The sequence below is a fragment of the Mesorhizobium sp. USDA 4775 genome (assembly GCF_054062655.1).
Window position 1 is genome coordinate 4155291 of sequence record NZ_JBSSFM010000001.1, and the last position, 22933, is coordinate 4178223.

At 63.6% G+C, this 22933-nt stretch carries 18 protein-coding genes and 1 pseudogene; 6 read left to right on the forward strand and 13 right to left on the reverse strand.

What is annotated here, in order from left to right; all coding sequences use genetic code 11:
• Positions 1–56: 56 nt before the first annotated feature.
• The 3 genes from ACVILI_RS20400 to ACVILI_RS20410 all read right to left on the reverse strand — a co-directional run bounded on the left by ACVILI_RS20400 (position 57) and on the right by ACVILI_RS20410 (position 2757).
• Positions 57–323 carry a hypothetical protein gene (locus ACVILI_RS20400; protein ID WP_019858327.1) on the reverse strand — a complete coding sequence of 89 codons (267 nt, stop codon included), beginning with the start codon at positions 321–323 and terminating at the stop codon, positions 57–59.
• Between the two features lie 179 nt (positions 324–502).
• On the reverse strand, positions 503–1711 hold the full coding sequence (locus ACVILI_RS20405; protein ID WP_064985670.1) for an MFS transporter: 1209 nt from the start codon (positions 1709–1711) through the stop codon (positions 503–505).
• A gap of 59 nt (positions 1712–1770) precedes the next feature.
• The gene (locus ACVILI_RS20410) at positions 1771–2757 is read right to left on the reverse strand and encodes an AraC family transcriptional regulator (protein WP_038646976.1); all 987 of its coding nucleotides are present in this window, start codon (positions 2755–2757) and stop codon (positions 1771–1773) included.
• A gap of 171 nt (positions 2758–2928) precedes the next feature.
• On the opposite strand from ACVILI_RS20410, the gene ACVILI_RS20415 reads away from it, so the two are divergent.
• Entirely contained in the window at positions 2929–4764 is a 1836-nt protein-coding gene (locus ACVILI_RS20415; protein WP_038646978.1) for a monovalent cation:proton antiporter-2 (CPA2) family protein, read from the forward strand.
• A 15-nt stretch (positions 4765–4779) separates the two neighbouring features.
• On the forward strand, positions 4780–5325 hold the full coding sequence (locus ACVILI_RS20420) for a DUF924 family protein (protein WP_038646980.1): 546 nt from the start codon (positions 4780–4782) through the stop codon (positions 5323–5325).
• Positions 5326–5328: 3 nt separating this feature from the next.
• On the opposite strand, the gene folK is transcribed toward ACVILI_RS20420, so the two are convergent.
• From folK to folP, 3 genes are read right to left on the reverse strand one after another with little or no spacing between them, the layout of a single operon-like run.
• A complete protein-coding gene (gene folK, locus ACVILI_RS20425; RefSeq protein WP_019858334.1) occupies positions 5329–5841 on the reverse strand; it encodes a 2-amino-4-hydroxy-6-hydroxymethyldihydropteridine diphosphokinase in 513 nt (170 codons plus the stop codon).
• Complete coding sequence (gene folB / locus ACVILI_RS20430; RefSeq protein WP_019858335.1) at positions 5825–6184, reverse strand: dihydroneopterin aldolase; 360 nt, start codon at positions 6182–6184, stop codon at positions 5825–5827. The genes folK and folB overlap by 17 nt, the downstream gene beginning before the upstream one ends.
• A gap of 3 nt (positions 6185–6187) precedes the next feature.
• Positions 6188–7039, reverse strand: a complete 852-nt coding sequence (gene folP, locus ACVILI_RS20435; protein ID WP_240565012.1) for a dihydropteroate synthase — start codon at positions 7037–7039, stop codon at positions 6188–6190.
• A gap of 99 nt (positions 7040–7138) precedes the next feature.
• On the opposite strand from folP, the gene ACVILI_RS20440 reads away from it, so the two are divergent.
• Complete coding sequence (locus ACVILI_RS20440) at positions 7139–7762, forward strand: DUF922 domain-containing Zn-dependent protease (protein WP_038646984.1); 624 nt, start codon at positions 7139–7141, stop codon at positions 7760–7762.
• Between the two features lie 230 nt (positions 7763–7992).
• Complete coding sequence (locus ACVILI_RS20445) at positions 7993–9474, forward strand: MDR family MFS transporter (RefSeq protein ID WP_457102577.1); 1482 nt, start codon at positions 7993–7995, stop codon at positions 9472–9474.
• Between the two features lie 9 nt (positions 9475–9483).
• Here the strand turns inward: ACVILI_RS20445 and ACVILI_RS20450 are convergent, their stop codons facing one another.
• The 3 genes from ACVILI_RS20450 to ACVILI_RS20460 form a co-directional block, all read right to left on the reverse strand.
• Complete coding sequence (locus ACVILI_RS20450) at positions 9484–10515, reverse strand: NAD(P)/FAD-dependent oxidoreductase (protein ID WP_019858339.1); 1032 nt, start codon at positions 10513–10515, stop codon at positions 9484–9486.
• 81 nt (positions 10516–10596) lie between these two features.
• Positions 10597–10917, reverse strand: a complete 321-nt coding sequence (locus ACVILI_RS20455; protein WP_010909663.1) for a 2Fe-2S iron-sulfur cluster-binding protein — start codon at positions 10915–10917, stop codon at positions 10597–10599.
• 99 nt (positions 10918–11016) lie between these two features.
• Positions 11017–11385: an Hpt domain-containing protein gene (locus tag ACVILI_RS20460; RefSeq protein ID WP_027046873.1), complete on the reverse strand. Its 369-nt coding sequence runs from the start codon at positions 11383–11385 to the stop codon at positions 11017–11019.
• Between the two features lie 274 nt (positions 11386–11659).
• On the opposite strand from ACVILI_RS20460, the gene ACVILI_RS20465 reads away from it, so the two are divergent.
• A complete protein-coding gene (locus ACVILI_RS20465; protein ID WP_240565013.1) occupies positions 11660–18067 on the forward strand; it encodes a kinesin in 6408 nt (2135 codons plus the stop codon).
• Positions 18068–18168: 101 nt separating this feature from the next.
• Positions 18169–18782 (forward strand): annotated as a pseudogene (locus tag ACVILI_RS20470) (exonuclease).
• Between the two features lie 25 nt (positions 18783–18807).
• Here ACVILI_RS20470 and ACVILI_RS20475 read toward each other — a convergent pair.
• From ACVILI_RS20475 to ACVILI_RS20490, 4 genes are read right to left on the reverse strand one after another with little or no spacing between them, the layout of a single operon-like run.
• Complete coding sequence (locus tag ACVILI_RS20475) at positions 18808–19458, reverse strand: ABC-type transport auxiliary lipoprotein family protein (RefSeq protein WP_051112898.1); 651 nt, start codon at positions 19456–19458, stop codon at positions 18808–18810.
• A 37-nt stretch (positions 19459–19495) separates the two neighbouring features.
• Entirely contained in the window at positions 19496–20869 is a 1374-nt protein-coding gene (locus ACVILI_RS20480) for an MlaD family protein (protein WP_038646987.1), read from the reverse strand.
• 14 nt (positions 20870–20883) lie between these two features.
• Entirely contained in the window at positions 20884–21693 is an 810-nt protein-coding gene (locus ACVILI_RS20485) for an ABC transporter ATP-binding protein (RefSeq protein ID WP_019858346.1), read from the reverse strand.
• Between the two features lie 4 nt (positions 21694–21697).
• Complete coding sequence (locus tag ACVILI_RS20490) at positions 21698–22885, reverse strand: ABC transporter permease (protein ID WP_038646989.1); 1188 nt, start codon at positions 22883–22885, stop codon at positions 21698–21700.
• Between the last annotated feature and the right edge of the window lie 48 nt (positions 22886–22933).

Genomic DNA, 22933 nt, shown 5'->3' on the forward strand with positions numbered 1-22933 from the left:
AAAGCAAAGAGGCGGCAGCCCATCGCCACCGCCCCCTCGAACCAGCAAAAAGGCGCTTAGCCCTTGATGGCGGCCGTCACCTCGTCATACGCCTTGCAGGCGTCGGCGAGTGTCGTGGTGCCCTGGTACTTGGTTGTTACTGCCTGGACCTTGGCGGTCAGGTCAGCCGCCTTGGACGGATCCTTGGTGATCGCCTCCTGCAGTGCGGCGGCCATGTCCTGCGCCTTCTTGGTCGCGATCTCGGCCGTGCATTCCGGCGCCTTCGAGCAGGCCGAACCGGCAAGCACCGCCAGGCCGACGGCAACAAGCAAAAACTTCTTCATGTCAGTCATCTCCTCAAAAGGGCGCGACTTGATCGTCGCTCACCCTCCAATGGCCGAAGCCGAGCGTCCTTAGCCTTCGATTGTGGCAACAAGCAACGCGCGCATTGCGTAAACTTGTGTAACGCGTCTGCAATATTGGCCGGGTCGGATTCGGGCTGCTGTGTCAGCGGCGGCAAAGTTCAGTTACGCGGCTGTAGCAGCGCCAAGACGGCTGTCGATGCAGCAAGGATAGCAGTCACAGTCAAAGGCGCCGTAGGGCCGTAGGTGTCCACAACATAGCCGCCGACAACCGCGCCGACGGTGATGGCGACCTGAAAAGAGGCGACCATCAGGCTGCCCGCTGCTTCCAGCGCGTCCGGCGCGGCGCGAGACAAATTTGTCGGCAACACCACCGGCGCCATGCCGAAGGCGAAGCCCCACAGTGTCACGAAGCCAAAGGCAACGCCAATGTGCACGCCCCAAAGCACTAATGACAGCGCCGCAAACGCCATCAATGCGGCGGTAACCACGAGAGCCACGTGGATATTGGCGTCGGCCATGCGGCCACCGGCAATATTGCCGATCACTGCGGCGATGCCAAATCCGAGCAACGCCAGGGCAATTGGCCCGGTGGCAAGGAGCGTCACATGTTCGAGAAAGGGACGCACATAGACCGAGCCGGCAAAATGCCCCGTCATCAGCAAAAGGATGGCAAGCATACCAAGTTGAATGCCACGCCGCCGTGTCAGCCGAAGGACGTCCGCAAGACTATTGCTTGCCGTTGCAGGCAAAGACGGCAGGCTAAGCAACTGCAGTAGCATGGCCAGCAAGGCCAACCCTGCCGTCATGGCCATGGCGCTGCGCCAACCCAGCCAGTCGCTGATCAACGCGCCCATCGACGGTGCGGCAATGGTGGCGAGCGAGACGCCGAGGGTGACGATAGCCATGCCCCGACCTGTCGCGCTGGCGCCAACCAGCCTGGCCACGACGGCGACCGAAAGCGCCCAGAAAGCGCTGAGAGCGATCCCCAGTCCGGCCCGACCCAGCAACAGCAGCCAGAAATTGGGCGCCAGCGCCGCAAGAATATTGGAAGCAACCGCTAGGGCCATAAGGCCGACCAGCACCGTCTTGCGGTTCAATCGGCCGATGAGGACATTGCTCAACATGGCCGTCACGGCGCCGACTGAAGCGGTGGCGGTGACGACCTGTCCGGCCGTTCCCTCGCTGATGCCGAGATCGCGCGCCATTGGCGTCAACAAACCTGCCGGCAGGAATTCGGCTGAGACCAGGGCAAAGCTGGTGGCGGCCAATGAAATGACTGCGAACCAGGTGGTTGCGCTCCACGCGGCCGGCGCATCGGCATCAACGCCTATCGCCGCGTCCTCAAGTTGTAATGTTGTGTCAGTCACTGAAAGATCTCCAAGGTTTGGAGATCTTCATAAACGAGTCTTTTCGGATTATATGTACCTCAAAATCCGAAATCCATGCCTATTCGTCCGGGAATTGTGCGACGCACAACGCCTGGCGAGACATTGGTGATGCGCTTGAAGGCGCGAGCGAAGGATGCCTCGGAATCATAGCCCAAGCGAGTAGCAACCTCGGCCACCGACAAACCGTTTTGCCCCAACAACTCGCGGGCAAGCTGCATGCGCAAACGGGCGAGATAGCGTGCAGCACCCTCTCCCAATACAGCGCTGAAGCGCTCGGCGAAAATCGAGCGCGATTGGCCTGCCAGGCTGGCGAGGCTTTCGAGCGTCCAGTTATGGCCGGGGTCTCTGTGCATGGCTGCCAGAGCGCGGCCAATATGGGGGTCGCGGATGGCAGCGAGCCAACCGGTGGTCGAAGCTCCCGTGCAATTGACCCAGCAGCGAATGAGCCGGGCTGTCAGCAAGTCCGCCATGCGCGACAAGATGGTGGCGCTGCCCATCTGCGGTTGCGCGGCCTCCACGGTCATGGCCGCCAGCAGAGGACCAACGACCGGATCATTGCCGGCCACGTCGCAACCCTTGATGATGGGCGGCATCAGCGTGATCAATGGATTTAACGCACAGGCGCCCAAGGCCATTGAGCCGCAGAAAAGGGTGCTTGTCGCGCCCGTGCCTTCCCGTACGACTTCGCAGACGTTGCTCCCCAACTTGGTCACCCGGCAATCATCGAGCGAGCCGCCTGCAACGTCCGGCGCGCTGGCCAGCCGATGGGCGATGCCTTGCGGCAGCAGCACCAGATCGCCATCGCGCAACTCCTGCCATCCCTGCGCTTCGGTGTGGATCCAGCATGGACCCTGACCGACAAAGTGAAAACGAAGCAGCGATTGTTGCGGGAATTCTATGCTCCAGGGATGTTGGAGCTCGCAGCGGCCATAATTGACGCCACTCAAGCGAAAGTCTTGTAGGATTTCGCTGAGCGCATCCATCGGGATATCTGGCGGAGACGGCCGGGACGAATGGTCAATCATCCTACCGATATACATACCATTCGTCCGGCAGGCAAGCGGAGACCGTTGTTCCACCAGGGGAAACGCTTCGACGGCACCCTACCCGTCCTGGCAGGCTCCCCGCCCTTGCCTCCCGCTCCAACTGCATGCAAGGAGTGCTGTCGGACATAGGGAGACTTAGGGACAAGAGGCATGGCAGCGGAAACATCAGGCAGCGATCTCATTCAGGTGGTGGCGCTGCTTGCCGCTGGGGTTGTCGCCGTCCCCATCTTCAAGCGCATGGGCCTCGGCTCCATCCTAGGCTATCTGGCCGCCGGCGTGGTGATCGGCCCGTTTGGTCTTCGCATCTTTTCCGAATCGGGCGCCATCCTCCACGTCGCCGAACTCGGCGTCGTCATGTTCCTGTTCATCATCGGGCTGGAAATGCAGCCGTCGCGGCTTTGGGGCCTGCGGCGCGAAATCTTCGGGCTCGGTGCGCTCCAGGTCGGGGTCTGCGCGGTCCTGTTGACCGGCGTGGGAATGGCCGGCGGTTTTCCGGTCTCGCAATCCTTCGTCGCCGGGGCTGGTTTCGTGCTGACCTCTACGGCGATCGTGATGCAACTTCTCGAGGAACGCGGCGAAATCGCCTCGCAGAAAGGTCAGCGCATCGTCTCCATCCTGCTGCTGGAAGATCTCGCCATCGTGCCGCTGCTGGCCCTGATCGCGTTCCTGGCGCCGGGCGGCGCCGACACCAGCCTGTCGGAAAGGCTGACCGAGGTCGGCATCGGCCTTGCCGCGATCGTCGGACTGGTGCTGGCGGGGCGCTATCTGCTCAACCCGTTCTTCCGCATCCTGGCGGATGCCCGTGCCCGTGAGGTGATGACGGCCGCGGCACTGCTGGTGGTGCTTGGATCGGCGCTCGCCATGCAGCTCAGCGGCCTGTCGATGGCGATGGGCGCCTTCCTGGCCGGCGTGCTTCTGTCCGAATCGACCTTCCGCCATCAACTGGAAGCAGACATCGAGCCGTTCCGCGGCATCCTGCTCGGCCTGTTCTTCCTTGCGGTCGGCATGTCGCTCGACCTGCATGTGGTCGCCGCGAACTGGAAGCTGATCGCGGTCTATGTCGTCGCCTACATGGTCATGAAGGCGCTTGGCATCTACATCGTCGCCCGCATCCTCAAGACCGGCCATCGTGAAGCGTTGGAACGCGCGGTCTTCATGGCGCAAGGCGGCGAATTCGCCTTCGTCCTCTACTCCGCCGCCGCTGCCGTCGGCATCATCGACAACCAGGCCAACGCGACGCTGACGGCGATCGTCATCATCTCCATGGTGCTGACACCGCTGGCGATCATCGCCTTGCGCTATGTCACCCCGCGCGACGAGCAGTCGCTCGACGGCGTCGATGTCGCCGACGGACTGACCGGCAGCGTGCTGATCATCGGTTTCGGCCGCTTCGGCCAGATCGCCAGCCAGCCGCTGCTGCTGCGCGGCATCGATGTGTCGATCATCGACAACGATGTCGAGATGATCCAGGCGGCGGCGGATTTCGGCTTCAAGGTCTATTATGGCGACGGCACCCGGCTGGATATCCTGCACGCGGCCGGCGCCGGCCGGGCGCGCGCCGTGCTGATCTGCGTCGACAAGGCCGATGCGGCCGTTCGCATCGCCCAGTTGATCAAGGCCGAATTTCCGCTGCTCACCGTGCTTGCCCGGGCTTTCGACCGCGGCACCGCGCTGCAGCTCATTCGCGCCGGCGTCGACTATCAGCTGCGCGAGACCTTCGAATCGGCACTGGTTTTCGGCGGCTCGGCCTTGGAATCGCTTGGCGTTGATCCCGAAGACGTGGCGGAAACGATCGAGGACGTCAGGCGTCGTGACACCGACCGTTTCGAAACCCAGCTCGCCGAAGGCATTCGCGCCGGCCAGCGCTTCCTGCGGGGCAATATCGGCACGCCGATTCCGACACCGCTCTCCACGCCGCGCCGCCCCGGTCAGGCCCTCAACGAGGAGACGGCCGGCGTTCTGCACAAATCCGAAACAGCCGATTGAACCAAGGAATCATGCATGGAATTGGACAGCAGAGCCCTGTCGGTCACCAAATTCTGGCGCGACGCCGGCGAGGATGCATGGTTTGAGAAGAGCGACGCTTTCGATGCCGATTTCCGCGATCGGTTTCTTGACCTGCACAACGCCGCCGCGCGGCGTGAATGCGACGCCTGGTCGAACCATGCCGAAGGTTCGCTGGCGCTGATGATCCTGCTCGACCAGTTTCCGCGCAATTGCTTCCGTGGCACCGGCCATATGTACGCCACCGATCCGCTGGCGAAGCATTTCGCTGAAAAAGCGGTCGCTGCCGGGCATGACCTGGCGCTGGAACCGGAAGTCCGCGTGTTCCTGTATTTGCCGTTCGAACATGCGGAAAACCTTGCCGACCAGGACATTTCGGTCGAGCTGCACACCGCCAGGGCCGAGTTCAACCTGAAATACGCGCTGGAGCATCGCGACATCATCAAGCGCTTCGGGCGGTTTCCGCATCGCAACAGGATGCTTGGCCGCGAGACGACACCACAGGAGCAGGCCTTTCTCGACGAAGGCGGATTTTCCGGCTGATCGTTACGTCAGCCACCAATCCCGGCCGGACGGCAATCGCTCGATTCCGGCGGCGTCGACGGCGCCGAGCCGTTCCGATACGCTTCGCCCGCCGACGGCAAGATCCGGCGCGATCTCGGCCAGCGGCGCCAGCACGAAAGCGCGCTCCAGCATGCGCGGATGCGGCACTTCCAGCCCGGTCTCATGGATGACGCGGTTACCGAACACCAGAATGTCGATGTCGATCAGGCGCGGCCCCCAGCGCTCCTCGCGCACCCGCTTCAGCTTGCGCTCCGCGTCGAGGCAGAGGTCAAGCAGTGCCCGCGGTGCGAGCCGGGTCGACAGTTCGGCGGCGGCGTTGAGGAAATCCGGCTGGTCGAGCTTGCCCCAGGGCGGCGTGCGGTAGAGCGACGAGACGGCGGTAACGCGCGTATCCGCATCGGCGTCGAGAATGCGCAGCGCCGCCGCCATCGAGGCCGCCGGATCGCCCAGATTGCCGCCGAGGCTGAGGTAGACGGTGTTACTCGGGCCAGACAACGGTCACCTCGACATAATCGAGCACGCCAGGCACCGGCGCGTTCGGCTTGCGCACGGTGATTTCGGCCCTTTTGATCTGCGGAAACCGCTCCGTCAGCGCCTTTGCCACTTCCATGGCCAGGGCCTCGATCAGGAAACGCCGTTCGCCGGTGATGATCTTCTCGATCACCGTGAAGGCAATGCCGTAGTTGACGGTTTCCTCGATGGCGTCGTCGACAAGCGCGCGCCCGGGTTCGACCGACAGCATCGCGTCGACATAGAAACGCTGGCCGAGCGCCTCCTCCTCGTCGAGCACGCCATGCCGGGCAAAGAAGGCGCAGTTCTTCAGGCGGATGACATACATGGCTCAGCGTTCCGATACGGCGGTTTCAAGCGCCAGCATAGCATCCGCCACGGCCAGCGCGTCCACGTTGATTGCGACATCATGGACGCGAAACAGATGCGCGCCCTTGAGCCTGAGAATGACGCTGGTCGCCGCCGTTCCGGCAGCCCGGTCTGCCGCATCGCGGCCGGTAACGGTGCCGATGAAGCGTTTTCGCGAGGTGCCTGCCATCAGCGGAAAGCCTAGCGCATGGAGCTCGGAAAACCGCGCCATCAGCTCGAGATTTTCCTGCGCCGTCTCCTTGGCGAAGCCGAAACCGGGATCGAGCACGATGCGATCATCGGCAATGCCGTTGCGGCGGGCGACCTCCAGCGATCTCTCCAGGAACGCAAACTGGTCTGCGATCACGTCGGGCAGCTTCTCGCGATCCCGCCCGGTATGCATGATGATGAGCCCGGCTCCGGTTTCGGCGGCGACCCGCGCGATGTCGGGCTCGCGCTGGAGGCCCCAGACATCGTTGACGATATGCGCGCCGGCAGCCACGGCCAGCCGCGCGGTTTCGGCGCGATAGGTGTCGACCGAAATCAGCACGTCACCGGAGCGCGCCAACGCCTCGATCACCGGCAGGATACGTGCCTGTTCCTCGCTGGCCGAGATCGCGGCGGCGCCCGGCCGGGTCGATTCTCCACCGACATCGATGATCCGTGCCCCTTCCCCGATCATGCGGCGCGCCTGGGCCAGCGCCGCTTCGGGCGCATCGAACAGTCCGCCGTCGGAAAAGCTGTCGGGGGTGATGTTGAGGACGCCGACGACCACGGCCTTGCCGCCAAGGTCGAGATGACGTCCATGCGCCAGCTGCCATCGCCTCGCCGTCATTGCTCATCAACCATGGGCTCATCAACGATGTGTGATCCGCAAAGGATCAATTCCGTTGCGCCGGCAACGGCCGTAAAGCAAGGTGGGTAAAGAGGCAATATGATGAAACGATCCCTGCTTTGCGCGCTGCTGCTTGCCATGACCGCTGTTCCGGCGGGCGCGGCCAATCTCGTCAAGACATACAGCTACTTTTCCATTGGCGGCAGCACGCTCGAAGACATCGAGAAGCAGCTCTCCAAACACGGGCCGCAGGTCAAAAGCACGGGCTCGCGCCACCCCGGCGCCACCCAGATGGCCTTCACCACCCGTATCAGCTACGCCACGCAGGCTGGCTCCTGCCGGATCGCCGACGCCGCCGTGACGGTCAAGGTCAAGGTGATCCTTCCGGAATGGCGCCGCCCGCGCAAGGCGGATCCCGACGTGAAGCTGTTCTGGGACACGCTGTCGGCCGACATCAAGCGCCATGAAGAACGCCATGTCGAGATCGCCAAGAACTATGGCCGCGAGCTGGAAAACGCGCTGAAGGCGACCTACCCGCGGACGGATTGCGATACGGCCAAGGCCAAGGCGGCCGAGATCACCGCCGCCATTCTCGCCAGGCACGACCGCGCCCAGGTGCAGTTCGATCGCGTCGAGAGCGTCAATTTCGAAAGCCGTATCCTGCGGCTCATGCGCTACCGCATCCAGCGCATCGAGAACGGTCGGCTGCCGCCGCCGGCCTGAATTTCATCGGCGCGCGCGATGGCGCCGACGAAAGCCAACCGGGCCGAAGCGTAGTGCCAGAGTCGAAAAATTTTCGAACGGCAGTCGAAATCGGCCTAAACGGAACGACATATCACGGGTTGGCAAGGCGCAACCCTCAAGGCACGAGCACCACGACCGATCGCGCGGCGAACGCATCAAGCAAGCCCAATCGTCGACCCGGATCGCGCGCAAAGCATATGGATAATACTATGGACCAGGCTGTCGACAAGCAGACCATGGCGGCTGACGCCACGCCGCTGACCGAAAGCGAGAAGAACGCCATCATCGGCGGCGTTCTTCTGTCCATGCTGTTAGCGGCGCTCGACCAGACCATTATCGCACCCGCCATGCCGACCATCGCGCGAGCACTCGGCCACGCCGAGTATCTCCCCTGGATGGTCACTGGCTATCTCCTGACCGCCACCGCCGTGGCACCGCTCTACGGCAAGATTTCCGACGTCTATGGCCGCCGCCCTACCGTTTACGCAGCGATCCTCATCTTCCTCGCCGGATCGCTGGTCAGCGCCATGGCCCCCAACATGTTCGTCCTGGTGATAGGGCGCGCGATCCAGGGTGCGGGCGGCGGCGGCCTGTTTGCGCTGGCGCAAACCGTGATCGGCGACCTCGTGCCGCCGCGCGAACGCGCACGCTACGCGGCCTGGGTCTCTGGCACCTGGGCCGTCGCCAGCATTGCAGGGCCACTGCTGGGCGGCACCTTTGCCGAGCATCTGCACTGGTCGCTGATCTTCTGGATCAACATTCCGCTTGGGCTGGTGGCCATGGCCATCATCAACAAGCCACTGAAGAAGCTGCCGATCGCGGCCAAACATCACCGTATCGACGGGTTGGGCGCCGTGCTTCTGGTTATCGCCACGGCACTTCTGCTTCTGGCGCTCAACTGGGGCGGCAGCACCTATCCCTGGTTTTCGGGCGACATTCTCGGCCTGGTGACCGGGTCGGCCGTGTTCTGGGCCCTGTTCGCACTGAGGCTGCTGAGGGCCGCCGAACCGTTGATCTCGCTTGAAGTGTTGGGCAACCCGATCGTGCTCGCCGGTGCGCTGTCGATGTTCCTGCTGCAGGCCGCCAATATCGGCGCTTCGGTCTACCTGCCGGTCTATCTACAAACCGTGATCGGGCTCTCCGTCAGTGAATCGGGACTGGCCATGCTCGGCCTTTTGCTCGGCACGGTCGCCGGTGCCGCCTCCAGCGGCCGTCTGATCCCCCGCTTCGTGCACTACAAGCGTATCGCCATGATCGGCATCGCTTTGGCCATTGTCAGCATCGGCGTGCTTAGTGCCATTGCCGGACACGCCTCGCTGCTCGAGGTCGAGATCCTGACCACCCTGATCGGCCTGGGCAGCGGAACGACATTCCCCGTCGCGACCGTCTCTGTCCAGAACGCCGTCGATCGAACCCATCTCGGGGTCGCGACCGGCGTGCTGACCTTCTTGCGCACACTGGGTGGCGCGCTGGGCGTCGCCCTGCTCGGTGCGGTGGCGCTGGGCTATGGCCTGCCGCTCTCCGCCGAGGGCTCGCAGACACATATCCAGCTGACGTCAGCCTTGCCGTTCGTGATGATCTTCATCACCGCCGGCATCACCCTGGGGCTGGCGCTTGTCGCAATGATGCTGATGCCGGAAAAGGCGCTGCGCGGACGCGACGAGGCTGTCGCGCCCGTCATCGCGGAATAGAAGCGCTCTTTACTCCACCACGCCGAGCTTCTTCTGCAGGCTGGTCGACGAGGTTGTGTACTGGAACACGATCCGCTCACCGGGGCTGACGATGCGCTTGGCGGCCTGCGCCATAAGCGCCACCTCATGAAAACCTGACAGGATCAGCTTCAGCTTGCCCGGATACCAGTTGATGTCGCCGACGGCAAAAATGCCGGGCACCGAGGTCTGGAACTTCTCGGTGTCGACCGGGATCAGGTTCTCGTGGAGATTGAGCCCCCATTCCGCGATCGGCCCGAGCTTCATGGTCAGGCCGAAGAAGGGCAGCATGCGGGTGCATGGCACTTCGATATCACCTTCCGGACCACCCTTGATGGTGGCCGATGACAGCTGGCCGTCGGCGCCGGTCAGGCCGGTCACCTGCCCGACCCTGAATGCCAGCTGCTTCATCTCCTGCATGGCATACATTTTGTTGACGCTGTCGGGCGCCGCGCGGAATTCAGGGCGCCGATGAACGAGCGTCACGCTCTTGGCCACCGGCTGCAGGTTGAGCGTCCAGTCGAGCGCCGAATCGCCGCCACCGACGATGACAAGGTCGTGGCCGCGAAAATCCTCGATCCGGCGCACCGAATAGAAGACGCTCTTGCCCTCATAGGGCTCGATGCCCGGGATCGGCGGGCGTTTCGGCTGGAACGAGCCGCCGCCGGCGGCGATCACCACCACCTTTGCCTCGAACACCTCGTTCTCGTCCGTGATGACGCGAAAGCCGCCGTCCTCCAGTTTCTCGAGGCTGGAGACCATGCGGTTGTAGGTGAAGTCAGGCTTGAACGGATGGATCTGCTCGAGCAGCTTGTCGACCAGCCCTTGCGCCGAAATCGAAGGCCAGCCGGGAATGTCGTAGATCGGCTTTTCCGGATAGAGTTCCGCGCATTGGCCGCCGGGTTTGTCGAGGATATCGATCAGGTGGCATTTCATGTCGAACAGGCCGAGCTCGAACACGGCGAACAGGCCAACAGGCCCTGCCCCGACAATGAGAACGTCTGTGCTGATGATCCCGGTCATGCGCCCTGCCTCGTTGCTGGATGGCGTGAGACTGCATGACCACCGGCCCGCTGCCAAGCGGCAGTGGGAAAAATCCGCTTTTCAGCCCTGGCGCTCGGGTACCCGCACCACCAGGCCGTCGAGCGCGTCGCGCACCTTGATCTGGCAGGACAGCCGCGAGTTCGGCTGGACGTCGTAGGCGAAGTCCAGCATGTCCTCTTCCATCGCTTCCGGCTCGCCCACTTCCGCCGTCCAGGCCTCGTCGACATAGACATGGCAGGTGGCGCAGGCGCAGGCGCCGCCGCACTCCGCCTCGATCCCCGGCACGGCGTTGCGGATGGCGTTTTCCATGACCGTCGAGCCGTTTTCGGCGTCCACGTCGAATTGTGTGCCGTCATGGGCGATGAAGGTCAGCTTGGTCATTTGTCACCTGAAGGGAGTTTCCGCCGAGATAATCACTCCGGCAGACAAGTCAACTGCCGTGCGAAAGCGCCTCTCGGTGACGTTTTTCCACAAACCGGGTCAGCGATTGATGGCGGCGATGAAATCACGCACTTCGTCGATCAGTTTGCCGAGCCGCTTGAGGGCCTGGCCGTCTTCCGGCTGCCGCTCGATCTCAGTGGCACAATCGGCGATCGCAAAGGCGCCGACGCCGCGAGCAGACCCTTTCAACCCATGCGCCAGCAGAAGCCGGTCCTTGAGATCGGCATCGACTATTTTGTCGCGTACCGACAGCGCCTGCTGTACAAACAGCGCCAGCACCTCTTGCTCGAGGGCGCGGTCGCCCATCGTTTGCCGGGCAAGGTGTGCCAAATCGACCGGTCGGGACTGTCTGGTTCCCGAGACGTCGCCTCCGGGCATTGAAAAGGCAATGCCGCTTTCGCCACGCATGAACTCGAACTCCGTTTTCTTCGGCCGCCTGAAAAACTAGGCGAATCCAATGGACAACGGGTTAATGGATGGCCCGGAAAAATGTTGCGAAAACGGCGCCCGGATCACGGTTGCGTTAACCTTATATTTAAAGTTTTACGTATCCCGCGGAATGCATGTTTTCTTTACCCCCCTGTGTCATTACGATACGAAGGTCCATTTTCAGCCTCCTGCGCGGGGGTACGACAAAAGACAATTATAAGCCCCGCGGCAGCTAGTACAGGGTAGCGAAGGCATGGCAAAGAAACCAACGACGACGACGAGAAATCTCGACAGCGACGTGGCCAGGGAACTGGAAAAAGCGCTCGATCTCGACCTCAGCGGCGATATCGGCGGCGGCGATCTCGATATCGCGGCTTCGATGGAAGATCTGGAGGCGCAGATATCCCAGGCCGCCGACGAGCTGGCACGCGAGGGACGCAACCAGAAGCCGGCACCCGCCGCCAATCAGGCTCCCATTGCCAATCAGCCCGCGAATCCCGCGCCGAAGGCCAAGCCGGCCGAACTGCGCCCCGTTGAGACACGCAATGGCAATGGCACCCAGTCCACGACGGGCTTCGCGCCGGCCAATGATGATCGTCAGAAGGATTACAAGACCCTCCTGCACGGCCTCAACAGGCGCGCCTCCAACACCGTCTACTGGATTGTTGCCTTTGTCTCGCTCGCCTGGATCGCCGGCGCCGGCGGGCTCGCCAACCTGCTGTTCGGACCGAGCATCTGGAGGATCCGCACACTCGACCAGTTCCTTGCCCGTCCCGAGCTGATTGGCCTCGCCGTCGCGGCGATCGTGCCGATCATCCTGTTCTGGGCTTTCGCAGCCATGATTCGCCGCGCCCAGGACATGCGCATTGCCGCCCAGTCGATGACAGAAGTGGCCTTCCGCCTGACCGAGCCGGAAAACATGGCACAGGATCGCGTCATGATGATCGGCCAGGCCGTTCGCCGCGAGGTGGCGGCAATGGGCGAAGGCATCGAACGCACGCTTGCCCGCGCCGTGGAGCTGGAAACGCTGGTCCACAGCGAAGTCAACCAGATCGAGCGCTCCTATTCGGAAAACGAAACCCGCATCCGTTCGCTCGTCGACGGGCTTGGCAGCGAGCGCGAGGCAGTCGTCACCCATGCCGAGCGCGTCCGTGCCTCGATCGCCGGTGCGCATGAAACGCTCAGGGATGAAATCGGCTCCGCCAGCGACATCATACGCGACTCGATCCTCAATGCGTCGACCAAGCTGTCGATGACGATCACCAATTCCGGCGACACGCTCATCGACCGCATCAATGAAAGTTCGATGTCGATCTTCGATTCGGTGGAAGGCCGGCTCGACACCATCACCGACAAGCTTTCGACCTCCGGCGAGGCCTTCGCCAGCCTGCTCGACACGCGCATCGCCAAGCTGACGGATACGACGGACGGCCTGACCCGGTCGCTGACCGATCTGCTCGACGATCGCACCACCGGCATGGTTTCGCTGCTCGGCGGCGCCGCGCGCACCCTTAATTCGGAATTCGAAGCCAGTCTCAACGGCATCGAACGTACGCTGGCCGAACGCGGCCAGGCCCTGATCAGCGAATTCCAGACCCGCGCCGAAGCGCTCGACACCGGCACGCAGAAGCTCAACGCCGCGCTCGAGGCCCGCGCCCGGCAGATCAACGAGACGCTGGTCGAGCGCGCCCGCGAAATCGCCCACACCTTCGCCGAGAGCAAGGATACGCTGGCCGCGATGATCGATCAGGGCAAGACCCAGATCGGCGCCGACATGGCTGACATCGTCACCTCGACGTCGAGCATGCTGGAGGCTCGCGCCAGCGATTTTGCCGGTCGCATGGAAGCGGCGCGTCATGTCGTCTCGCGTTCCTTCGATAGCGACATCCAGCGGCTCGCCGACGCCCGTGTCGGCATTGAGGAAGCCGTCGAAAACCACAGCCGCAAGCTGTCCGAAAGCCGCGACCGCATGGCGGCCGCCATGCAGGCGGACCTGGAGAAATTCGCCGAAAGCCGCGACGGCATCGATGCCGCGGTGACCAACCAGGTGCAGAAGCTGGCCGAAGGCCGCAGCCTGATCGCGCGCGCCCTCGAAGAGGATCTGCGCAAGGTCAACGAATCGCGCGCCGCCATCGACGCGTCGCTCGGCAGCCACCTCGAAAGGCTGGAAGAAGGCCGCAACCGGCTTTCGCTAGCTCTCAACGAAGACTCCGGAAAACTCGTGCAAGCGCGCACGATCATTGATGAAATGGTCGCCGGTCATGTTGGAAAACTCGCCGAGGGCCGCAACATTCTGTCGCGCGCCCTGGAAGCCGACCTCGGCAAACTGTCCGACAGCCGCGCCAGCATTGACGGGCTGGTTGCCGGTCAGGTCGAGAAGATCGCCGAAGGCCGTGCGGTGCTCGCCAAGGCCTTGGAAAACGATATTGCCGGCATTAAGAGCCTGATCGAGGTGCATTCGGCAAAGCTCGTGGAAGACCGTAGCCAACTCGGCCGTTCGCTCGAGGACGATCTATCTGGCATCAGGGGCTTGCTTGACGATCACTCGGTCAAGCTCGCCAACGACCGCAGCCTGCTGTCGCAGACGCTGGAAGCCGACCTTGCCAAGCTGGCCGAAAGCCGCTCGAGCATTGACGGCCTCGTCGCCGGTCAGGTCGAGAAGCTGGCCGAGGGCCGCGACATTCTCAAGCGCGCGCTGGAATCGGACCTCAGCACCATCAAGGGTGTCATATCGAGCCAGTCGGAAAGGCTGGCGGAGGATCGCGGACAGCTTTCGCGGGTCCTCGAAGCCGACTTGCAGAATGTGAACAGCGTCATCGCCGACCACATGAACAGGCTCGTTCAGGATCGTTCGACCTTGTCGAAGGCTCTCGAGGACGACCTCGCGAAGCTGGCCGACAGCCGCTCCAGCATCGACGGGCTGGTCGCAGGTCAGGTCGAGAAGCTTGCCGAAGGCCGCGACATTCTCAAGCGCGCCCTCGAAGCCGACCTCAACACCATCAAGAACACCGTTGCCGACCAGTCGCAGAAGCTGGTCGACGACCGCGCCCAGTTCGCCAGGGCGCTCGAAGCCGATCTCGAAAGTGTCAACAGCCTCGTCAACAGCCATTCCGAGCGGCTCGTCCAGGATCGTTCGACCCTGTCGAAGGCGCTGGAAGTCGACCTTGATAGCGTCAACACCCTCGTCAACAGCCATGCCGAGCGGCTCGTCCAGGACCGGTCGACGCTGTCGAAGGCGCTGGAAGCCGACCTCGAGAGCGTCAGCGGCCTGGTCAGCAGCCATGCCGACAGGCTTGTCCAGGAACGCTCGACCCTGTCCAGGGCGCTCGAGGACGATCTTGCCAAGCTGGCCGAGAGCCGTTCGAGCATCGACGGCCTGGTCGCCGGCCAGGTCGAGAAACTGGCCGAAGGCCGCGACGTTCTCAGGCGCGCCCTCGAAGCCGATCTCGCCAAGCTCGCCGAAAGCCGCTCCAGCATCGACGGGCTGGTGGCCGGCCAGGTTGAGAAGCTCGCCGAAGGCCGCGACATTCTCAAGCGCGCCCTCGAGGCCGACCTGCAGAGGCTGAGCGAAAGCCGCGGCGATATCGACGGCGTCATCGCCGGCCATGTCGGCAGGCTGGCCGAAGGCCGCGACATGCTGAGCCGCGCGCTGGAAGACGATCTCGGCAAGCTCGCCGAGACCCGCAAGGACGTCGACCGCTCGCTGTCCGGTCATATCGACCAGATCGCCGCCAGAAGCACCGACATTTCGGCCGCGATCGCCGCCGATGTGGAGAAGATCGAGCAGGCGTTCAGCCGTCAGACCGGCATCATCGAGGAACGCGCCGGAACCATGGAGCGCGCGCTCTCGACCGGCGTCGACAATGTCCGCAGCGTGCTCGAAAAGAGCGCGGTCTTCGTCGCCGGCGCCCTGCGCGAAAAGGTCCTGGAAGTCACCAGCGCGCTGCATGAGCAGGCCGGTGCAGCCTTCAGCGACGCCGACCGCAAGATCGCCGAGCGCGCCGAACAGACGTCCGCCGCCCTTTTGGCGCGGGCCGAAGACATCGCCCGTACCTTCGAGGAAGCCGACCGTCGCCTCCACGCCCGTGCGGAAGATACGTCCAACGCCTTGCTCGCTCGCGCCGACGACACCTCCAGCTCGCTGCTGGCCCGTGCCCACGAAACCGCCGATCAGCTGGCCGCCCGCGCCGGCGAGATCGCCGGCACCTTCGAGCTGGCGGACCAGAAGCTCGCCGCCCGCGCCCAGGAAACGGCCGACCAGCTGGCTGCCCGGGCCCAGGATACCGCGGATCATCTGGCGGCCCGCGCAAGCGAGATTGCCGGCACCTTCGACGCAGCCGACCAGAAACTGGTCGCCCGCGCCGTCGAGACGGCACAATCGCTGGCCGCCCGCGCCGGTGACATCCTGCGCAACTTCGAAAGCGCCGACCAGCGGCTCGGCATGCGCATCGGCGAATCCGCCGAGGCTCTCGCCGCCCGTGCAACCGACCTTGGCCGCATTTTCGATGCCGCCGATCAGCAACTGGTCTCGCGCATCGCCGAGGGCTCGGATGCTCTGTCCAGCCGTGCGTCCGAGATCGGCCGCATCTTCGACGAGGCCGACCAGCGCCTGGTCTCGCGCATCGCCGACAGCTCTTCGACGATCGGCGAGCATGCGCAGACCATCGTCGGGGCTTTCGCCAGCACCGAGCAGAAGGTCGCCGATCGTGCGCGCCAGACCGGCCAGGAACTGGCCGTGCACGCCCGCGAAATCGAGCAGGCACTTGCCGGCGCCGACGAGCGTCTTGCGTCGACCGCGGCGGCCGCGGCCGCCCGTGTCGAGGAGCAGATCGCCAGCGTCGAGAACCGCCTCGCCCACACCACCGAAACGATAGGCCAGAGGCTCAACGAGCAGGTGTCGAGCGCCGAGGCACAGCTCGTTTCGCGCGCCAATGTGATCGCCGAGACCTTCACTGCTGTTGGCCAGCATATCGGCCAGAGCACCAACGACGCCGCCAAGACGATCGGCGCCAACACCCGCGAACTCAACACCATGCTCGCGGCGCGGTCGGCCGAAATGTCGAAGATCCTCGACGAAACCGCGCGGCCTTTAGTCGAGCGCTTCGCCCAGGGCGGCTCGGAACTGCAAAAAAGCATGGAAGAGGTCACCGAACGCGCGACCGAGAAGCTGCGCAGCGAAAATGCTGCCCTGGTCAACGCGCTCGCCAACCGCACCGCCGAGACCTTGTCGGCGGTTGAAGGCGCCCGCTCGTCGCTGTCGGACAGCGTTGCCGATCTCATCGGCCGCATGACTAATTCCAGTTCGCAGCTCGGCCAGCTGATCGAGCAGGCCGCGGTCAATCTCGGCCAGGTCGACGAACGCCTGACCGGCAGCACGCAGAGCTTCGCGGCGACAACCGAAAAAGCGGCGCAGACCTTTGCCAGCTCGGCGCGCCTGGTCGATTCGAACACCACAAGGCTGACGGAACTGTCGTCGTCGACCTTGCGCGAGGTGGCCTCGATCGCCACCAAGTTCGATGAGCACAGCCGCCTGCTGGCCAGCGCCTCGGACCTGTTGAGTTCGGCCCAGAGCAACCTCGAGCACACGCTGGAAAGGCAGTCGTCGCTCGAAGACCTCGCCGTCGGCCTGGTCAAGAAGTCGGAAGACCTCGAAAGGGTCATGCGCTCCTTCGAAAACCTCGTCGGCCAGACGCTGCAGAACGCCGAAGGCAAGACGATGGAGTCGGCCGACAAGATCCGCAACGCCATCACCGACGTGGTCGATTCGGCAACCAAGCGCTTCGCAGATGCTACCGATGAGATGCGGCGCACCGCGAGCTCGATCAAGAGCGAACTCGACCTCACCCGCGCCGAGCTCAAGAAAGGCGTTATCGAGATGCCGGAAGAGGCAAAGGAATCGACCTCTGCCATCCGCCGCGCCGTTTCCGAGCAGATCAACGCCCTGAAGGAGCTTTCGGACATCGTTGCGAAGTCCGGTCGCGGCGGCGGCGACAGCCCGGAGCCACGCAATCTGCGTCCAGCGCCGCAAGCGCCGGCGGCACGCCCTGCCGAACCGCCGCGTCGCGCGCCGGCACCGCAGCCGGAGCTTCGCACGCCCCAGGCGCCGTTGGGCGGTGCAGCACTGCGCGGCACGCTCGATCTAGAGCGTCCGGCAGAGCCGCGCCAGCGTCCTGACGCCGGCGCCCGCACGCCGCAGGGCGGCTGGGTGCGCGACCTGCTGACCGCGGCATCGAACGAGGCGGATCTCAGGCCGGCAGCACCGCCTTCGGCGCCTGCCGAAGCACCGCGCGCGGCCCCTGCCCAGCGCTCGCCGCTGCATGTCGTGGAATCGCTGAACTCGCTGTCCGTCGACATCGCACGGGCCATCGACCACGATGCTTCGATCGAGTTGTGGAACCGCTATCGGCGCGGCGAACGGGACGTGTTCACGCGCCGGCTCTACACGCTGAAGGGCCAGCAGACGTTCGACGAAATCCGCCGCAAGTATCAGGGCGAGGCTGAATTCCGCGCCGCCGTCGATCGTTACTGCGACGACTTCGAAAAACTGCTCAAGGATGTCTCGCGCAACGACCGCGACAACATCATGGCGCAGACCTACCTGACCTCGGACACCGGCAAGGTCTACACCATGCTGGCCCACGCCAGCGGGCGCCTGCACTAACCACGAATTGAACAGGCGGGGCCATGGTCCCGCCTGGCCCTGGCTCCGTCGCGCGCCGAACCATTCACACCTGTCTGACCCTCGCCAAAAGGGTACCAACCGTGAAGACGGCCATCATATTCGACTGCGAGTTTCTCTGCCTTGAGGGGTCGCAACGTCGGTTTTGGTGCGCAGCCCACGATCCCGACCCGGTCATCGCGCAGATTGGCGCGGTCAGGCTCGGTCTCGAAGATGACATTCCGCTGCTCGGCACGCACAAGGCCTATATCAGACCGATCGACCGGTTTGGCCGGAGATACGAACTCGATCCGTTCTTCACCAGACTGACCGGCATCACCGAGAAAAACATCGAGACCGAAGGGGTTGCGCTTGGAGAAGCACTTGCCGGGGTCGATCGCTTTTCCGATGGCGCGCGGTTCTGGTCCTGGGGCAAGGAGAACTGAACATGATGGCCATCAGCTGCTATGTCGCGGGCATTCGGCCGTCCATCCCCGCCACCCGGTTCGACAACGCCGTCAAGCTGCTGATAGCGGCCGGGATGCCGATCGAGGATCTAGCGCACACGCCGAGCAACAAGCTCGCGGACTATTACGGCGTCGAACACCCGCCATTGCAGGGACATGACGCGCTCGACGACGCGCTGTCCGTAACCTACACGCTGCAGCATCTGATGAAGACCGGGAAGCTGCGGCCGGAAGCCTTCGACCGCTTGTAGCTTGAAGCGTCTGGCGGGATTGCGCTCAGATCACCGAATCCGTCCAGCGAACGATCTGCTTGGCGGCATCGCCGAAGGCACTGTCGAGCGCACTGATATAGGCGGGATTGCCGCTGCCCGAAACGGGCGCGGACGCGGTGAAGCTCTTGGAAGCGCGCACCTCGCCGTTGCGATCGTTGAGCAGGCGCACAAACAGGTCGACCTCGGCATGTTCGCCACCGTCCACACTCACTTCGAAAGAACGGATCTCGACGATCACCTGGTAATCGATCGCCAGGCCCTCGCCCGGCTTGCCGACGCCGGCAAAGCTGCCGGAACGCTGGAAGGTCTCCGCTAGCCGCGCCTGCACGATTAGCGGCAGCCGGTCGGCCCATTGCGCGCCCTTCAGATACTGGATCGAGTGGTCGGAGGGCTTGATGACGATGTTTTGGCTGTCCAGCGCCTTGAGCGCCGAAGGCTGGGCGATCAGGATTTGCTTGCGGCTATGGCCATGGGCGTCAACCGACGGCGCCGAAAGCTCGAATGTGTCGAGCGGCGCAGGCTTGCCGCCCAGTACCGCACAGCCGGCAAGCGATAGCGCAAGCAGCGCCGCAGCCGGTGTCAATCCACCTGTTCTCACCCACACCGACTTCACGCGCGATCCCCGTTGTCCCCGGATCGTAAGATCAACCCGCATCCGCAACTCATGTTCTTGGGGCGAGGAGGCGCCGAAGTCAACGCCGCGCCCTGCCGTCGAATTGCCGAACCTCGCCGTCGCCACCCGAAAGAATGCGCTGCGGATTGCGGCTGAGATCCGTGACTGCTTCCTCGATGCGCGTGATCGAGCGGCGGCTGTCCTGCACCAGCGCCTCGACATTCGACAGGCCTTGGCCCGAGAAGCGCGCCAGATTGTCGGTGATGACGCCAAGTCGCGCATTCAGCGTATCGGCAACCTGCTTGAACGACTTCAGCGTATCCCTGGCGTCGGCCATCACGCCGTCTGCCTGCCCCGAGCCGAGCAAGGTATCGACCCTGGCGAGGATGCCGTCGACGCGTACCGAGGCGTCGTTAAGCCGCTGCGCCAATTGCTTGGCATCCTTGATCGTCTGGTCGATGTCGTCGGCGCGGTTGGCGAACTTGTCGGTCACCACGGCAATGTCGGCAGCGGCCTTGTTGGCGTTTTCGCTGGCCTTCTGGATGTTGGCCAAAGCCTCACGCACCTGCGCCGGGTCGACACCCTCGAGCACGCCGTCGACCTTGGCCAGCGTGCCTTGCGTCTGCTTGGCGAAATCATTGACGGACCCGACCGCCGTGTCGACATTCTTGATCACGCCGTCGAGCTGTTGCGATGTCTGCTTGAGGTTCGCGGTCACCGTATCGACATTGGCGACGATGCTCTTGATCTTGTCCCTATCGACGGCATTGAGCAGGCCTTCCGCCGCCTTCAGCGTGCCGTCGAGCTTGCCGGACACGCCCTTCAGTTCGTCGGACAGCGCGCTGACGCTGGACAGGAACTTGTCGATGCCGTCGGAATTCCTGGCCAGCGCATCGGAGAATGTCTGCGCATTCTGCACGGTCTGCGTCAGCGGCCCCCGAACATCCCTAGTGAAGCCCTCGAGTTCGTTCAGCACCTTGTCGGCGCGGGTGAAGATGTTCTGCGCCGTCTGCAGCAGATTGGTCACGGCGGAAGGGTTGGCGACGATCTCGGCGACCTTGCCTTCCTTCTCGGCCTGGTCGAGGAGTTTCACTTCCTTGGGGTCGGCGCCCTTGAGCTCGATATTGGCCTGCCCGGTGAGGCCGGCAAGCCCGATATCGGCCTGCGTCGACTTGGTGATCGGCGTCAGCCGGTCGATCTCGGTGTCGGCGATGGCGACAGTCGGATTGTCGACGTCGATATAGACGCGCTTGACGTCACCGACCTTGACGCCGTTGAACAGCACGAAGCTGCCGCGGCCAAGACCGGAAGCCGAACCAGGGATGCGCACGCGCAGCAGCGTCGTCTCGCCTCTGTCGCCAATCGCCGCCGTCCAGTAGACGAAGCCGAACGCCGCCAGGATCGCAACCAGCGTAAAAATGCCGACAATGACGTAGTTGGCTCTGGTTTCCATTATTTCACTTATGGCTATGCACGTGCGGCAAGATCAAGTTGGCGGGCGCGTTTTCCGCGGAAATAGGATTTTACCCACGGTTCCTCGCTCTTCAGCATGTCGTCGATGGTGCCCTCGACCAATACTTTCTTCTTGCCGAGCACCGCCACGTGGTCACAAGCGGTAAACAGCGTATCGAGGTCGTGCGTGACCATATAGACGGTCAGATCCATGGTGTCGCGCAGCTTGACGACAAGTTCGTCGAACTCGGCAGCACTGATGGGGTCGAGGCCGGACGTCGGCTCGTCGAGAAAGACGATATCCGGGTCGAGCGCCAGGGCGCGCGCAAGTGCTGCGCGCTTGATCATGCCGCCGGAAAGTTCTGACGGGAATTTCTGCGCCGCGTCCGGCGGCAGACCGACCAGCTCGATCTTGAGCAGCGCCAGCTCGTCCATCAGCTTCCTTGGCAGGTCTAGATATTCGCGCATCGGCACCTGCACGTTCTCCTGCACGGTCAGTGCCGAAAACAGCGCGCCATGCTGGAACAGCACGCCAAGGCGCATGTCGATGCGCAGGCGCTCGATATCGCTTGCCTTGTCGACGTCGACACCAAACAGCTTGATCGTCCCCGACTGCTTGCGCATCAGCCCGAGAATGGTCCGCAAAAGGACGGACTTGCCGGCGCCCGAAGCGCCGACGAACCCCAGGATCTCGCCGCGCTTGATGTCGAGCGAAAGCTTGTCGAGGATCAGTTTGTCGTCGATGGCAACGGTGACGTCGCGCACCGAAAGGACGATCTCGTTCTCGTCCTTTTCCTCCACCTTGATGCCATTGCCCTTCGCCATGGTGTCAGAACTCGATGGCTGCGTAGAACATGGCGAAAAGCCCGTCGAGGATGATGACGACGAAGATCGACTTCACCACGGAGGCGGTCACGTGCTGGCCGAGCGATTCGGCGCTACCGCCGACCTTCATGCCTTCGACCGAGGCGATCGTGCCGATGATCATGGCCATGAACGGCGCCTTGATCAGCCCAGCGAAAATCGTGCTGAGATCGATGGCGACACGCAAGCGGTCGATGAACGCGGCGGGTGGGATATCGGAGTAGAGCCACGCCGCGACGATGCCGCCGCCAAGTGCGGCGAAATTGGCGATGATCGTCAGGCACGGCAAGGCGATCACCAGCGCAACCAGCCGCGGAAAGACCAGGACGCCGATCGGATTGAGACCGATGACCTTCAGCGCGTCGACCTCCTCGCGCATCTTCATCGAGCCGATCTCGGCGGTGATCGCGCTTCCGGAGCGGCCGGCGATCATGATTGCCGTCATCAGCACGCCGAGTTCGCGCAGGATCAGCACGCCGACGAGGTCGACGACGAAGATATCGGCGCCGAAATAGCTGAGCTGGTAGGCGCCTTGCTGGGCAACGATGGCGCCGACGATCGCCGACATCAGCACCACCACAGGAATGGCGCCGACGCCCATGCGGTCGATCTGGTTGAAGATCGCCGCCGGGTTGACGGCATGGCCACGGCCGAGCTTCATCTGCGCACCGCGGATGGTGGCGCCCAGAATATTCATCGAGGCGAGGAAATCGTCGCGCATCTCGTAGACGCGCCGGCCAACCGCCTCCAGCGCCCGAATGACGATGTTAGGCGGCCGCGCCGGGCCGGATTCGGGTTCGCGCCGCACAGCCTCGCCGACCGCGTCGAGCAGGATGGCGGCGATCTCGCTTTGGCCTTGCATCCGGACCTCGACGTTCCTCTTCTCGAAGGCGCTGACCAGCCGGTCGATCAGCCAGGCGCCGGCGGTATCGATCTTCTCGATCTTCGAAAGATCGAGCGCCAAGGTCTTGAAACCGTTTCGTTTCTCGATCTTGCGCATGTCGGCGTCGATCAGCGCCACCGTCCGTGTCGTCCAGATTCCGGAGAACGCGCAGCCGAGCACGCCACCCTCCTCGCCGACCGCGACGCGCGGTTGGTGGTCAGCCTCCGAGGCGGTGGTGCCGCTTGCGTCGCGCTTGCCGATGGTCAACATGGCGTCCTGTTTAGCCTGATGGGTCCGACCTTGTCGATTTGCCGACAA